The sequence below is a fragment of the Synechococcus sp. ATX 2A4 genome (assembly GCF_024346375.1).
Lineage (GTDB): Bacteria > Cyanobacteriota > Cyanobacteriia > PCC-6307 > Cyanobiaceae > MW101C3.
This window is the reverse complement of sequence record NZ_JAGQCV010000007.1, coordinates 116,296-130,329: the sequence shown is the minus strand read 5'-3', so window position 1 is coordinate 130,329 and position 14,034 is coordinate 116,296. Positions and strand designations below refer to the sequence as shown.

General features: G+C 64.4%; 13 protein-coding genes and 2 tRNA genes. 7 read left to right on the top strand and 8 right to left on the bottom strand.

The window, feature by feature from the left end; genetic code table 11:
* Positions 1 to 19 precede the first annotated feature (19 nt).
* Both KBY97_RS08550 and KBY97_RS08545 read left to right on the top strand, forming a co-directional pair.
* The gene (locus KBY97_RS08550; RefSeq protein ID WP_255146378.1) at positions 20 to 1,093 is read left to right on the top strand and encodes a glycosyltransferase family 2 protein; all 1,074 of its coding nucleotides are present in this window, start codon (positions 20 to 22) and stop codon (positions 1,091 to 1,093) included.
* A gap of 17 nt (positions 1,094 to 1,110) precedes the next feature.
* Positions 1,111 to 1,566, top strand: a complete 456-nt coding sequence (locus KBY97_RS08545; RefSeq protein ID WP_255146377.1) for a hypothetical protein — start codon at positions 1,111 to 1,113, stop codon at positions 1,564 to 1,566.
* Positions 1,567 to 2,065: 499 nt separating this feature from the next.
* Here KBY97_RS08545 and KBY97_RS08540 read toward each other — a convergent pair whose 3' ends face one another.
* Positions 2,066 to 2,788 carry an STAS/SEC14 domain-containing protein gene (locus KBY97_RS08540; protein ID WP_255146376.1) on the bottom strand — a complete coding sequence of 241 codons (723 nt, stop codon included), beginning with the start codon at positions 2,786 to 2,788 and terminating at the stop codon, positions 2,066 to 2,068.
* A gap of 233 nt (positions 2,789 to 3,021) precedes the next feature.
* A complete protein-coding gene (locus tag KBY97_RS08535; protein ID WP_255146375.1) occupies positions 3,022 to 3,432 on the bottom strand; it encodes a VOC family protein in 411 nt (136 codons plus the stop codon).
* 104 nt (positions 3,433 to 3,536) lie between these two features.
* On the opposite strand from KBY97_RS08535, the gene KBY97_RS08530 reads away from it, so the two are divergent.
* Positions 3,537 to 4,190 (top strand): class I SAM-dependent methyltransferase, encoded by a 654-nt coding sequence (locus tag KBY97_RS08530; RefSeq protein ID WP_255146373.1) that lies wholly within the window; start codon positions 3,537 to 3,539, stop codon positions 4,188 to 4,190.
* Here the strand turns inward: KBY97_RS08530 and KBY97_RS08525 are convergent.
* Positions 4,187 to 5,281, bottom strand: a complete 1,095-nt coding sequence (locus tag KBY97_RS08525; protein ID WP_255146371.1) for a DUF389 domain-containing protein — start codon at positions 5,279 to 5,281, stop codon at positions 4,187 to 4,189. The genes KBY97_RS08530 and KBY97_RS08525 overlap by 4 nt on opposite strands.
* A gap of 576 nt (positions 5,282 to 5,857) precedes the next feature.
* On the opposite strand from KBY97_RS08525, the gene KBY97_RS08520 reads away from it, so the two are divergent.
* Positions 5,858 to 5,942, top strand: a tRNA-Ser gene (locus KBY97_RS08520).
* Positions 5,943 to 5,971: 29 nt separating this feature from the next.
* On the opposite strand, the gene KBY97_RS08515 is transcribed toward KBY97_RS08520, so the two are convergent.
* Positions 5,972 to 6,196 carry a hypothetical protein gene (locus KBY97_RS08515; RefSeq protein WP_255146369.1) on the bottom strand — a complete coding sequence of 75 codons (225 nt, stop codon included), beginning with the start codon at positions 6,194 to 6,196 and terminating at the stop codon, positions 5,972 to 5,974.
* A gap of 202 nt (positions 6,197 to 6,398) precedes the next feature.
* Here KBY97_RS08515 and KBY97_RS08510 point away from each other — a divergent pair, with 202 nt between their 5' ends.
* The 3 genes from KBY97_RS08510 (at position 6,399) to KBY97_RS08500 (ending at position 8,705) form a co-directional block, all read left to right on the top strand.
* On the top strand, positions 6,399 to 7,358 hold the full coding sequence (locus KBY97_RS08510) for an orange carotenoid-binding protein (RefSeq protein WP_255146368.1): 960 nt from the start codon (positions 6,399 to 6,401) through the stop codon (positions 7,356 to 7,358).
* A gap of 158 nt (positions 7,359 to 7,516) precedes the next feature.
* Complete coding sequence (locus tag KBY97_RS08505) at positions 7,517 to 8,263, top strand: fatty acid desaturase (protein WP_255146446.1); 747 nt, start codon at positions 7,517 to 7,519, stop codon at positions 8,261 to 8,263.
* Between the two features lie 121 nt (positions 8,264 to 8,384).
* Positions 8,385 to 8,705, top strand: a complete 321-nt coding sequence (locus KBY97_RS08500; RefSeq protein ID WP_255146367.1) for a hypothetical protein — start codon at positions 8,385 to 8,387, stop codon at positions 8,703 to 8,705.
* A 24-nt stretch (positions 8,706 to 8,729) separates the two neighbouring features.
* Here the strand turns inward: KBY97_RS08500 and KBY97_RS08495 are convergent, their stop codons facing one another.
* The 4 genes from KBY97_RS08495 to KBY97_RS08480 form a co-directional block, all read right to left on the bottom strand.
* On the bottom strand, positions 8,730 to 9,023 hold the full coding sequence (locus KBY97_RS08495; RefSeq protein WP_255146365.1) for a YciI family protein: 294 nt from the start codon (positions 9,021 to 9,023) through the stop codon (positions 8,730 to 8,732).
* Between the two features lies 1 nt (position 9,024).
* Entirely contained in the window at positions 9,025 to 11,325 is a 2,301-nt protein-coding gene (locus KBY97_RS08490) for an EAL domain-containing protein (protein ID WP_255146363.1), read from the bottom strand.
* A gap of 351 nt (positions 11,326 to 11,676) precedes the next feature.
* A tRNA-Ser gene (locus KBY97_RS08485) sits at positions 11,677 to 11,761 on the bottom strand.
* 129 nt (positions 11,762 to 11,890) lie between these two features.
* Entirely contained in the window at positions 11,891 to 13,975 is a 2,085-nt protein-coding gene (locus tag KBY97_RS08480; RefSeq protein ID WP_255146362.1) for a ComEC/Rec2 family competence protein, read from the bottom strand.
* Positions 13,976 to 14,034 lie beyond the last annotated feature (59 nt).

Here is a 14,034-nt window from a genome sequence, read left to right as displayed (position 1 = left end):
GAGCCGACCGTTGGACCTGGTGGCGATCTCTCTTGTGGTGCGCTGGCTGCTGGGCTGGGCCCTCTGCCAGCGGCTCATGCGACTCCCCGAGCGCCGGCTGCAGGGAAACCTGAAGATTTCCGTGCTGATCCCCGCCCGCGACGAGGAGCGCACCCTTCCCAACCTGCTGCCCGCCCTGCGCGCCCAGAGCCTCAAGGGGTTTGAGGTGATCGTGATCGACGATCACTCCAGCGATCGCACGGCAGCCATCGCCGAGAGCGCCGGCGTGAGGGTGATGCAACCGCCGCCTCTGGCCGAAGGCTGGTGCGGCAAAACCTGGGCCCTGCACCATGGCGTCCGCGCCAGCACAGGCGACATCCTGGTGTTCCTTGACGCCGACACCGAGCCGCAGCCCGCCTTTCTGGAACGGCTGGTGGCCACACGCCAGGCCCTGGGCGGACTGGTGTCGGTGCAACCGTTCCACCGCACCGAACAGCCCTACGAACAGCTCTCGATGCTGTTCAACCTGGTGGGGCTGATGGCGGTGCCGATGGGGCCAGGGTGCGGCGTGGCGTTCGGTCCGTCTATGGCCACCAGCCGGGTCGACTACGACCGGGTCGGCGGCCACGCAGCGGTGGCCGGCAAGGTGGTCGAAGACTGGTTCATGGGCCACCTCTACGAAAAGGCCGGGCTGCCGGTGAGCGCCTACATCGGCGATGGGCTGATCGCGTACCGCATGTACCCCGGCGGCCTTCACGACATGGTGGTGGGCTTCGCCAAGAATTTCGCCACCGCTGCCGGTGAGGTGCGCTGGCTGTGGATGCTGGCGGTGTTGCTCTGGCTGTCCGGTCTGTTCTGGGCGGCCTGGTGTCTGCCGGCGGCGTTGCTGGGTTGGCCGATGGTGGGCGACGCCTCCCTGGCGCCCAACCTGGTGCTCTACCTGGCGTTCGCCCTGCAACTGCTGGTGATCACCCGGCGGGTGGGAGATTTCGGCTGGATCTGCCTGATCTTTCCGGTGCCGGTGCTGTTTTTCCTGGGGGTGTTCCTCCGGGCCATCCTGAATCTTGAGCGGGGCACGATCGAATGGAAAGGCAGGCGTTTTCCAACGCGCTAGCGGCCCTCGCCTGCGCGTTGGGGTGGCTGGTGTGGTCGCTGCTGGTCGGCTGGCTGGCTCAGCGCCTGCCGCCTGCGGCCTTGGAGCGTGACACCTGGCTGACCGCGCGACGCCCCTGGCCGGAGACCACCCAGGGCTACGAGCGCCGGCTGGGAATCCGGCGCTGGAAATCCCTGCTGCCCGATGCCGGCGACGCCTTACCGGGGGGCGTGCGCAAGAACAGCCTGATGCGGCGGGATGCCGGCACCCTGCAGCGCCTGGTGGCGGAAACCCGGCGCGCCGAACTGGTGCACCTGGCGCTCTGGCCCTTCTGGATGCTCACGGCCCTGTGGTTGCCGCCGCTGGGTGTGTGGATCAGCCTCAGCTTCGCCACCGCGTTCAACCTGCCCTGTCTTTGGCTGCAGCGCTACAACCGCCTGCGGCTCGCGCCGGTGCTGCGGGCCCTGCGGCAACGGCACGCCACGGAGGGCTGAAGCGGTGGGGGCGCGAAGCAGCAGCAGCCTGGAGCGGGGGCGGCAAGTAAGTGATCCTCCACGAGAAAGCCCGGTGACAAGGCCACCGGGCTTCACTCCATGGGGGTGTGACGATCAGGCCTGACTCAATGACAGGCGTGACGTCACCAAAGATGAATCAAAGGGCGAATCATTCGATTCGCAGAAGATGAAGTTGTGGGGCGGAGTTGCTGCCGCTGGCACCTGGGGCCATGGTGTTCAACGGAGTGGCTTCACCGATACCCATGGGCACCTGAAACGATGCATTGGGCGGCCGCATAAAGCAACCAGGAAGCCATCACTTACTGCGAGACTGTTGGAGCAGGGTCCGAAACGTCAGCGCACTCCTGATCGATGTTCAGGGGGAGTATCTGCCAAATGGTGCCTCCGAATCCCGACAAATGAATCATGGAACGGCGGGCCAGAACCGTCCATTGCTCTGTACATCTGTTCACGCTTGCACCAGCCACGCTTGCACCGGTCACTGGCGGATCCACACCTCCGCCAACGCGGCATCAGCGGAATCGAAGAAGCGGGTCTCGGCGGTGATGAAGCGGGAGGTGGCCTTTTCGGCCAGTTTCTGCCACACGCGGTTGCCGACAAGGGCCACGCGGCGAATCGAGCGTTGGTGGTCACGGATCAGGCCGAGGTGGCGGCTGAGCGCACCGAGGCCGGCCCAGCCATCAAAGGCACTCAACTCCAGCAGCACCCGCACCCCGTCGAGGCCGGCGAAGGCCGCCGCAATCTCCTCCTCCGCGCGGGCATAGGCGGCGGCATCCAGCGAGCCGATCAACCGCACCGTCACCACATCGGCATCGCGGGAGAACTGGATGGTGCCGAGGGCCTCGCTCAACCAGCGGCGTGCCTCCTGAAGCTCGGCATTGCCGAACACACGCACGGGGTAGGGCAAGGCCACGGCAACGGCCTGCAGACCGTGCCGCATCCAGGCCACATCGGTGACCACAGCCAGCCGCTCGAAGCCATCCCAATGCCGCAATCCCTCTTGGGTGTCTTCCCAGGCGGCCCCCAGGCTGAAGCCTTCAAAATCATCTCCGAGGCAGGCCAGCGCCTTGACGCGGTGATGCTCCTCCAGCGCTCGATCCAAAGCGGGAGTGAGCACCAGATTATAATCACCCGCCGTGATCTTTCCTCTGAACTGAAAACCAAGTGTGCCTTCGGGCAGACCTTCGATGGTTTCAATCATGGTGTCTGCAGCCAGGAGGATCCAACGCAACCGTAGCCAGAGCTCACTGAACGGCCCACGCTCGATTGGGTGCAGCACGCCTGCACCGAAAAGCCGCATCGTGCAGCAGTAAAATGGTGGCGATGCACAGTTAAGGAACGACTGAAGGGCGCAAGGAGCAGTGGCTAGTCAGCGGCAGGTTGCCGAATCGGACGCGCGGAGAATCAGCTGCCTCAGCTGGCTGAAGCTCTCGCTCAGCCGGTGCCGCCCTGCACCAGCAGCAGAAACGGGTTGCCCTCCGGATCCGCCATCCAGGCTTCCGCACCGAACGGCTCCAGCCGCGCCGGCTCCAGCTCAACGGCCCCCTGGACCAGGAGCTGCAACCGCCAATCGTGCAGCACCTGCAGGGCAGGCTCTGGCCCGGCCGGCCGCGTCGCGCACACCCCCAGGCGGCCGTGCTGGCGCGGCCGGGGCCGCCGCGATGACGGGGCATAGATCTCCAGCCGTCCACCCGACGGCAGCGGCAGGCGCCAGTGCCGCGCGCTCAAACCCGGCTCCGGCGCGCGGCCCACCAGCAGCCCATAGAAGCCGGCCAGCTGCTGGGGGTCGTCGGCCGCCAGCACGATCGCACTTTCGATCGGGCCAGCGGCGGAAAAGGGCATCATCGGGCTGGGGGGAGCACACCGCCGCCAGGATGGCGCGGCCTCTCACGGCAGGACGCTGCCGCTGCCAGGCTGCGCCGGCCCACTCACAGCACGCGGACATCGCCATGGTTCAGCAGGTGTTGAGCGCAGCCCAGCGGGTGAAGCTCGATGGCTCCGACGACGCCCTTTTCTATGCGGAACCCCGTTTCGTTCAGCATCTCGATGCCAGCTTCCGCACCAGGCTCACGGCGCTCTACAGCGAGCGGATCCCCCCCTGCGCGGTGGTGCTGGATCTGATGAGCAGCTGGGTGAGCCACCTGCCCGAAGGCCTCACCTACGACGAGGTGATCGGCCATGGCCTCAACAAGCGGGAGCTGGAGGCCAATCCACGGCTCAACCGCCACTGGGTGCAGAACCTCAACCGGGATCAGGTGCTGCCCCTGGCCGATGCCGGTGTGGATGCGGTGCTGATCGTGGCCGGTTGGCAGTATCTGCAGCAGCCGGAAGCGATCGCCGCCGAGCTGCTGCGGGTGGTGCGGCCGGCCGGCCAGGTGATCGTGGCCTTCTCCAACCGGATGTTCTTTCAGAAGGCCCCCCAGGTGTGGACCGACGGCAGCGACCGGGACCACCTGGAGATCGTGTCCAAGGTGCTGGCCGCCCAGGGCTGGACGGTGGAAGCCGTGATCGCCGAAGACACGCCGGCCCAGGGCCCGCTGGGCTGGCTGGGCGGCAAGGGGGATCCATTTTTTGCGGTGATCGGCCGCAAGGCCAGCCCTTAACCGGCGGGCGGGGCCACCGGCGCGGCGTCGCTGCGAACGGCTTCGGCGATCCGGGGATTCTCCAGAAGTTGCTCCTGCACCTCAGGGGGATTGGGGGCGGTCTGCGGGCCGATCACATCGATCGAGGCGCGCTGAACCAGCAGGCGATAACGGATCGGCTGCCGGGTGTTGATGAAGTCCTGAACGGCGGCCACCTGGCGAGGCGTGGGCAGGTTGGGGTTGGTGACGCTCACTGAAGCGCGGATCAGCGGTGGGTTCTGGGCCCAGTCAATGTTGACGCCCAGCAGCTGGGCGTTGGTGCCGAGCACAAGCGTCTTGGCGCGCAGGCTGTCGGCGATCGCCTGCTCCACCTGCAGCAGGGCCGAGCGCTGCTTGGCGATGCCCACCAGATTCAGGAAACTGCCCGATAGCGGCACCAGCAGCAGGGCGGTGAGCAGCAGGCTCACGGCTCCCAGCCGGCTGCGCCAGAGCTGCAGGCGAAACAGGGGCTCAGCCGCCGCGAGGGTGAGCAGACCGCCGCTGAGGATGCCAAGCAGGTTGGCCAGAAACAGCAGGCCGGCCCCCCGCGCCGGCCCCCACTGCTGGGCCGAGAGCAGCAGGCCGCAGACGCACACCGGCGGCACCAGGGCCACGGCGATGGCGGTGCCGGCCACCGACGACACCGCCTTGCTGCGCACCTTGGCGTAGGTGGAAATCGCGCCGGCCACCAGGGCGATGCCCAGATCCAGCAGATTCGGCGTGGTGCGCGACAGCACCTCGGCACCGAACACCGGCAGCCCCACCGAAAGCCCGAGCCCATAGGAGAGGCCGATCGTGAGCACGACGCCAGTGGCCAGGGTGAACAGGGCGCTCGCCACCAACGGCAGCCGGCCCTGCAGGATGCCGAAGGCCACGGCCCGCAGCGGCAGGATCCAGGGGGCCACCAACATGGCGCCGATCACCACTGCGGGGCTGTCGGCCACCAGGCCCAGAGAGGCGATCAGGCCGGCGCCGATCGAGAGCACGATATAAACTTCATCCAGCTTCGACTCTTTCTCAAACTCTTCTGTGAGCGCTGCGATATCAGCGGGAGGATGGGACAGAACCGACAACCCTTGCCACATGTAAGCCGGTTCCGCGGTGCACCAGTAATAGCTTATCGGCCGCATGATCTCCGTGGCAGTTGGCGCTGGCGCGCACACGCAGCGCCGGCGATGCCACTGCCACCCATGAAGGGGCTGCTCATGGAACGGCCAGGAATCAATCAGCGGAGCAGTCAATTGCCGCCCACTGTGCATTCAACAGCTGAATATCTGGCAATCAATTGCCGCATATCTGGCAATCAACAGCTGAAGATCTGGCATTCAACCGCTGCGTACTGGAGCTTCAGTCGATCAGAACCAGCCAGCCAACGGACTTGCCTTGGCTGATCCATCAGCTCCGTGCCATGGGTGGTGATGCAACAGCCGTAACGGCATCCGCTCAGCTTCGCCTCTGCAGCATCTCTTGCCAAACAGCTGCTTCTCTGGTTAGCGGCTCAGGATGCGTTTTTTACCGTTTATTGCCGCCCGCGGCTCTCCGCAGCAATGCCGCCCGCAGCTCTCCGCGGCGATGCTTAAGCCGCAGAGGGCTGGGGCCGGTCGAGGCGCCGCGCATGAGAAAATCTGACCACCCCGAACGGGGCACCTGGAGAGGTGGTCGAGTGGTTGATGGCTCTGGTCTTGAAAACCAGCGAGGCGAAAGCCTCCGTGGGTTCGAATCCCACCCTCTCCGTTGCCGCCAGCACAAGAGCTGGCAGCCGCTCAGCGCCGCCGGCCCATGGCCATCACGCCCACGCCGGCCGCACTGAGCAGCCCACCGGCGGCAAGAAAGGCGAGGGTCTGAAGGAGCAGCAGCAGCACACCCAGGCCGGAAAAGAAGCGGATCTGGATGCGCGCCTTGATCAACAGGGTGAGCAGCAGCAACACCGTGGCCTTGAGGCTGAGCACGGCTGCACCCCGCAAGGGGCAGAAAGGGTTGGGAAGCATCGCCGGACGCACGGTTTGACCCACTCTGGGCGAACGCAGCCCGTGATCGCGAGCGAAGATCTGCCCATGGGCACCGCCGGTGCTGCGCAGCCCACGGGCTTCGGGTCAACACAAACCCCTTGCGCCGCAGCCGCTTGGGAACCATAAGAGAGCGCCGCAAAGACTGTTACCATGGTCACAATCCCTGCAGCGAAGGATTCCCATGGCCATCACGCTTGAAGACGCTCGCGGCATTTTTCCGACAACTCTTTCAGCGGATGTCGTGCCGGCCACGATTGCGCGATTCAACCAGCTGAGCGCTGAAGATCAGCTTGCTCTGATCTGGTACGCCTATCTGGAAATGGGGAAAACAATCACCATTGCGGCTCCTGGCGCGGCGCGAATGCAATTCGCCGAGCCCACCCTCAACCAGATCCGTCAACTCAGCTTTGAGGATCAGTCGCAGGTGATGTGCGATCTGGCCAACCGTGTGGATACTCCGATCTCCCGCACCTACTCAATCTGGTCGCCGAACATCAAGCTTGGTTTCTGGTATCGCCTTGGGGAGTGGATGGAGCAAGGCACCGTGGCCCCGATTCCTCAGGGTTATCAACTCTCCGCCAACGCGGCCGCCATCCTCAACGCCATCAAGGGGCTGGAAGGCGGGCAGCAGATCACCGTGCTGCGCAATGCGGTGGTCGACATGGGCTTCGACCCGAACAAAATCGAAGATGCGGAGCGGATCGCCGAGCCGGTGGTTCCTCCCACCGAGCTCTCCCAGCGCAGCGAGGTGAGCATCAAAGGGGTGAGCAACACCACAGTGCTCTCCTACATGAACCTGCTCAACGCCAACGATTTCGACGCGTTGATTGAGTTGTTCCTTGAAGATGGTGCCCTTCAGCCTCCCTTCCAGCGCCCGATTGTGGGCAAGCCGGCTGTGCTGCGCTTCTTCAAGGAAGATTGCCAGAACCTCAAGCTGCTGCCTGAGCAAGGGGTCACCGAACCCGCCGCCGACGGCTATACCCAGATCAAGGTGACCGGCCGGGTGCAAACCCCTTGGTTCGGCGCCGGCGTGGGGATGAATGTGGCCTGGCGCTTCCTGATCGATCCCCAGGGGAAAATCTTCTTCGTGGCCATCGACCTGCTGGCCTCCCCCAAGGAGCTGCTCAACTTCATTCGCTGAGCCCACCGCAAAACCCTAAAGAGGATGATCACGTCCGCTTGATCTGGCCTGGTGATATGGCAACCGCTGCATCGGAGTCGGTTCAGCGGTTGAGGGGCTCCCACCTTTGCTCGCTGACAGGGTTGTGGTTGGCGGTGCTGATTGTGGTGGCCTGGCTGGTGAGCTTGCTGCTGCTGTTGCAGGCGGATCTGTCAGGGGTTGTTCAAACGGGCCTCACAGCCGCCCAGCAGCTGGCCCATTGGCAGATGCCCAGCACCTGGTTCAAGGCCGCAAGGGTGGGTGCGGAGATCCTGCTGCGCACGTTCCTGCAGACCGGGCTCTTCATCGTGGCCCACGACGCCATGCACGGCAGCCTGATTCCGGCACAGCCACGCTGGAACCATCGCCTTGGCCGCGTGGCATTGCTTCTCTATGCGTGCCTTCCCTATGGCGACTGCCACAGGAAGCACCTTCAGCACCACCGCTGCCCGGGGGGATCGAGTGACCCCGATTTTCATAACGGCGTCAACGCCCATCCCACCGGTTGGTATCTGCACTTCATGCGGGGGTACCTTTCGCCACCACAGATCTGTGGCCTGGCAGCCGCCTGGATCTGCATGGCAGCGCTGATGGCATCAACGACAGCGACGATTGCGCTCAACATCGCTGTGTTCTGGGTTGTGCCATTGGTGCTCAGCTCCATGCAGTTGTTTCTGTTTGGGACCTATCTTCCCCACCGCCATGGACAGGCAGGCGATGAGGCAGCGCACAAGGTGGAGAGTTTGCCATTGCCAGCATTGATTTCACTGCTGAGTTGTTATCATTTTGGCTTTCATTGGGAGCATCATCAACACCCAGAGGCCGCCTGGTTTGAACTTCCGTCTGTGCACCACAGGCGCTGGAGGGGAGCCACAACTGCACCGTGACAGACTGAGTAGTTTTACCTAGGAGCACGGGCGTACTTGGCCAGTTACATCAGCCTCTCGGTCGGATTTTTGATGTGTTATGGTCTGAATAACACAAAGACAATTCTGAAGAAAGGTGGAAGTGAGCCTCTCCGGCTGGACGCCCGAGGAAAAAGAAGCCGCTCAAAAAGCGATGGAGTTGGCCTATCAACGGGAGGTATCCGCGTTGATCGCTACGCTTCAGAATCGTGTGGAGCATGCTGCCAGCCCTAATGATGTCTGGAGCCTGCACGATTTTCTGAGTGCCAAACGCCATGAGATGGATGGCAAGTTTGATCTGAGGGATTCCTCGCTTATTTTTATGTTCGCTACCCTGGTGAAAGACGGCCTCCTCCATGTGGGTGAACTCGAAGGCATCGAGCAAGAAAAGCTGGTGAAGATCTCCGCCCTCGCCCGCTTCTGAGCGCTGCCTCTCAAGGCCCGAGGCTCAAGGCTCAAGGCTGCCGGCCACCACGCGCCACTCATGCAAGATCCATCGCACGCTTCCCGCCTGAATCAGGGGATCGCTGCGCACGATGGTTTCTGCTTCCTCCCAGCCAGTGGCCTTGAACAGCAGCATGCCCCCTGCACCGGCCTGGCCTTTGCACTCGTGCCAATAGCCCGTGGTGGGGCAGTGGCCACGAGCCTTCAGATCCTCAACCCAGGCAAGGTGTGCATTGAGGTGCTGGTCAAACTGATGGCGCCCCACGGTGCCCTCTTCCAGCTTTACAAACCAGCGCATGTCAGGCCTGAGCAGGGTAGTCAAACAGATAGCCCTGAAAATGGGTGACGCCCTTCTGGCGCCAATGCGTGAGTTGGCTCTGCGATTCAATCCCCTCCATGATCACACGGGTGGGATAGCCCACTTCAAAGCTCAATAAAAACTCCACCATGGCGTTCACGCGCCGGTCATGGATGAGACGGGCGTATTGAAGATCCACCTTGATGAAGTCGACTTGGTAACGGAACAGGTAGGAAAGCGCCGCATGGCCGCAACCAAAATCATCAATCGCCACCCGCACACCCAACCGGCCAAGACAGCGAAAGAATTCAAGCCAGATGTTTTCATCGCCGAGCAAGGCGGTTTCGGTGATTTCCACCACGATGCACCGCCGCACCGCCAGGGGAAAGCCCTCAAGCAGGTCAATGATCCTGTCGCGATGCAACTCAGATTGGATGGTGAGCGCAGAAAGATTGGTGGCGATCAACGGCAAGGGTTCAGCTGGCCGCTGACGCTCCGCTGATGGCCGCAGCTCCGCAGGCAGTGCCGTTACCTTGGCGGCCTCCGCACTGATGGAAAGCGCTTTGCGCAACATGGAACGGTCGATCAGGTGAATGGCTGCTGTTCGCTCCAACGAATGAATCAAGTCCTGAGTCGACACATCAGGATGATTGTCCTTGGAGGGCGAGAACAGCATTTCGCGATAAGCTACATGCTGTTCATTGTCAACAAACATGATCACATCTTCAAGCCTGTAGTGGTGATCAATAAAGTTCTCCGCCAGCCGTGCAACTTCAAAGTCCTGGCTGATCTGGGAACGCAGCAATGCGGGCTGCTCCGCAGCCTCTACGTTCAAGAAGGCTGGTGGGCAGTGATGCTTCATCTGCCGGTTCATGGCGATGAGACCCAGAATCTGGGGGCCAATGGGATCGGATTGCAGCCACGTCAAGCTGGCGTTCACATCCACCCGAATCACCGTATGGATGGTGTCGATGGCCCGATCAATGATGGACTGAACCCGCGCCACCAGCTCCTCCCGGGTTGACGCCTCGTGTCGATTCAACGCTTCTGGCAGCGGCACCACCGCCACCAAGGCGAGCTCTGGGCTTCGGCACAGCATCACCGCCGGAAAGGTGATTTCGAAACCATCTGCCAGCAGCACCAGGATACGGCTCTGAGCCTCCAGGCCACTGGGCACAGAGCCGTCGAAGGCCCGAATCAGCGGGGACAACACCACCAGCAGAGGCATGGGGTGGGCCTTCACCAGCGCAGGCAGCAAAGGCAGGGCATCGGCCAGATCCGGCGTGGGCTGCAACGATTCCGGCAGACTCTTGCGCCGCGAAATACGGAATGCCGGTGGAGCGATGAGCGGTTTCCGCTGCCTGGGTTGGGGGGTGTGGCGCAAGGACCTGAGGTGAAGCAGCCCCACGGCGGTCAGTCCAAGGCAGAGGATGAGCCAAGGTGCAAGCACATCCATTCCGTATCCCTGCAGCAGGTCTTGCCAAGGCAAGGTTTGCTGCAGGCGCCAAGGGGTGGAGGGCGGCTCCAGCTCGCTGATCGAGAACACCGGTGTGGCATTGAAGCTCAGACCCTGCGCATTGGTGCCGAACAGCGGCACCTTGTTGACATCAATTGAGAGGTCGTTGCGGATATCACGAAAGGTCCTGAGCAGCTGAGCGTCGTAGTCGTTCACCTCTGCCTGGCTGAAGTGAAAGACCCAGCCCTTTGGCAGCATCTTCTCTTCTGATCTCTGCACCCCCGCAGCAGCACCGATTGCGAAGACGTGCGTATCCAGGCAGACCCAGCCATAAGAGGCGGCAGGTTCAAATCGCCGTACAGCTAGGACCTTGGCGAGCTTCTGAGACATACATCGCTGCAACTCCTGCCTGGCTGCAGGACTCAGTGCCTCGTCCTTACGGGCCGAGAGTGAATCGAACACAACCCGCCCACGGGCATCGGCGATCAGGAGATTCTGGCCGCCTTGGAGGATTGGAGCACTCTCCAGCCACGCCTTTAACGCTTCAGATTGATCGTCAACGACGAATGCGTTGATTTGGTCTTTTTGAGCCCATTCCTTAGCAGTCAACCTATGCCAGTCGACACGCATCTGCAGCAAGTTGCTCTCTGCTTTCCAGATGCGCTGCGCCTGTTGTAATTTTCCATCCAAGAAGAAAATGGTGAGCACCAACAGCGCACAAGTCGCGGTAGCAACGAGCCCGAAGACGCCGGTCTCTGCAGCCAGCGGATCTCCAGGGGTCACCCGCGGCCAGCCCTTACGGATCGCGCCCAAAATGGTGCGTGCTTGGCTCACGCCGTCAGTCAAGGAAGGGATCAAGCGCGCTGCAGGTCCATGCTTTCAATCTTGCCGTAACACCGGTCCCAGATGTGCCAGAAGCCGTGGAACCACTGGATGAGAAAAGGGGAAGTGAGGGGAACTACAAGAGCATCCATACGCGTGGGCGAAGTGAATGGGTGGGGGGGAAGGGTGAAGGAGGAAACACTCCACTCCCCTTGGCATGGCTCAGCGGAGGGTCGGCCAACGAGGACCGCACAGACGCTCTTATAACGCCATCACTCAATGCAAGAAAGAGCAGACTTAGAGCCGCTCACCCCTAGCCAAGGCCGGCTGCCGACGTGCATGGAGCCCGGCTCGTCGCTGTTCTGAATCATGAAACGGAGAGGGTGGGATTCGAACCCACGGAAGGTTTCCCTTCAAACGATTTCGAGTCGTTCGCTTTCGACCACTCAGCCACCTCTCCTGACAGAACCCTGGAGCCGTTCCCATCCCCCGGACCCACAAAGGCGGCGGAAGGGGCAAAAGATCCAGGGAAGCCAGATCCGCCACTCCGAAGGAGTTGCGATCCCAACCGCCCCAGCTTACGAAGCGGTCAGCCGGCGGCCCCCTGAAGGAAACCACTGGCCCCGCTGGCCCTCCAACCCGCCGCTGGGGTCGGCCAGTCGCCGCTCACCCAGCGCCGCCCCGCCCCGGCCGCTTCCAGGGTCTGCCATTCCGTCTGGCGCGGTGGAAACCCAAGCCAGAGACCAGCCAGATGGGGCGGCAACGGGGTGCTGTTGCTTGCCGCCTGCTGCTGCCACGCCCACAGCGACTGCCGATCGGGCAGCAGCAGCCAGGCGTGACGGCCCACCGTGAGCACATGGGCGGCACTGCTGGCGGTGAGCGGAGCGAGCTGCAACCCACGGCTCTCCAGCCGCTGCCCCGGCTGTAATGACGCACTGCCATCGCCGGCATCCAACACCAGGCCAGCCAGCCCCTGCCAGCAGGCCCGATCGGCTGTGGCCACCGGATCCAGCAGCTGGATCCAGTCGAAGCGCTGCACGCCCAGACCCACCGCCAGCCGGGCGGCAGTGCCGCAGCTGAGGCCATCGGCGCGGCTGCTGAGCAGGGCCGCCCGGCCCTGATGGCGGGCAATCAGCAGATCACCGCCCCATTGATGCACCACCAGCAACTGATCCCCCGCCAATGCCGCCAGGTGCACCGCCACGGTGAGTGCCATGGCCGCCAGGCCCAGCGGGCGGGCCCAGCCCCGCAGCCGCCGCCCCAGGGCGGGCACCAGAGAGGGCAGCAGACCAAGGGCGAACAGGGCCACCAGCAGCGGCTGGGCCCGCCCCACCTGCCACTGGGCCAGCGGCAGGGCGGCGAACGTCTGGGCCAGCCACAGCAGCAGGGCGCTGAGCTGGCCCAGGGGCCAGGCAAACAGCGGCAACAGCGGCGGCACCGTGACGGCCACCAGCGCCGCCGCCATCGAACCGAGCGTGAGCGGGGTGAGCAACGGTGCCACCGCCAGGTTGGCGGGCACGGCCCAGAGCGGCACGGTGCCGAAATGGAGCAGCTGCAGCGGCAGGGTCCAGAGCGAGGCGGCCAGCGGCACCGCCACCCCCGCCGCGGCCCAGCCCGGCAGGCGGCAGGCCAGCGCCTGCTCCAGATCCCTGGCGGTGAGCATCAGGCCGGCGGTGGCCGCCACCGAAAGCTGAAAGCCCACATCGAGCAACCAGGCCGGCTGCACCAACAGCATCAGCAACACGGCCGCCAGCAGCACCCCCAGCGGCCGGCTGCGCTGGCCGCTTTCGAGCACGGCAAAGGCCACAGCCCCCATCAGCACCGCCCGCACCACCGAGGGCTGGGGGCCCGCCAGCAGCAGGAACAGCAGCATGGCGCCAACCGCCAGCAGGCAACGGGGCAGACGTGGCAACCGCCGGCCCAGGGCCATCACCGCCCCCAGCAGCACGGTGAGATGGAAACCGGAGGCCGCCAGCGCGTGCGAGAGACCCGCCGCGCGAAAGGCCTCGCGCACCGCAGCCGGCAGGGGGACCACGGCACTGCCGAGCACCAGGGCGGCCTGCACCCCGCCCCGTTCCTGGCCGTTCTGCTGCAACAGCGCGGCGGCCATGCGGCGGCGCAGATCGGCCACCGGCGCGGCCGGGCGGGCCAGCACCCGCAGCGCCTCAGGGCTGGCCGCCACCTTGAGCCGGCTCCACACTCCTTGCCGCGCCAGACGCTCGGCGCCGCCGCCCAGCAGCGGATGGGCCGGCGCGGCGGGGCGGCTGAGCACGCCGCGAACAGCGACCCGCCAGCCTTCCTGCAGGGGCGGGCAGGTGGCCAACCGCAGCTCGGTGTTGCCGCCGGCGCTCGCCAGCACGACGCGGCAGCCGCCGTTCACGCCATTGGGGCGGGGATCGCTGAGCAGGCGCCCGCTGAGTTCGGCCGGGCGTGAGGCCTCAGCCCCAAGCAGCCGCACCGGATCGGCCGGGCCCGGCTGGGGCAGGCGCAGCTGTACCCAGAGCATCAGCAGGGGCAGCAAGGCCAGCACCAACAGCCGCGAGCGCCGCGGCGCGCCCTGCCGCGCCAGCCACCACCAGGCCGCCGCGGCCACCGGGATCGCGCCCAGCCAGCCGTGTGGCGTCAAGCCGAGCGCCAATGCCGCCAGGGCCACGCTCACCACCACGAAGGGCATGCCTGCAACTCCTGATCGCCGATGTGCGCTCAGGGTTCCCCGCTGTTGCGCGCTATTGC

Coding starts and splice junctions, on each gene's coding strand:
- KBY97_RS08540 (WP_255146376.1), bottom strand. CDS start 2,788: ATGATTGAAACCATCGAAGGTCTGCCCGAAGGCACACTTGGTTTTCAG.
- KBY97_RS08535 (WP_255146375.1), bottom strand. CDS start 3,432: ATGATGCCCTTTTCCGCCGCTGGCCCGATCGAAAGTGCGATCGTGCTG.
- KBY97_RS08530 (WP_255146373.1), top strand. CDS start 3,537: ATGGTTCAGCAGGTGTTGAGCGCAGCCCAGCGGGTGAAGCTCGATGGC.
- KBY97_RS08515 (WP_255146369.1), bottom strand. CDS start 6,196: ATGCTTCCCAACCCTTTCTGCCCCTTGCGGGGTGCAGCCGTGCTCAGC.
- KBY97_RS08510 (WP_255146368.1), top strand. CDS start 6,399: ATGGCCATCACGCTTGAAGACGCTCGCGGCATTTTTCCGACAACTCTT.
- KBY97_RS08495 (WP_255146365.1), bottom strand. CDS start 9,023: ATGCGCTGGTTTGTAAAGCTGGAAGAGGGCACCGTGGGGCGCCATCAG.
- KBY97_RS08480 (WP_255146362.1), bottom strand. CDS start 13,975: ATGCCCTTCGTGGTGGTGAGCGTGGCCCTGGCGGCATTGGCGCTCGGC.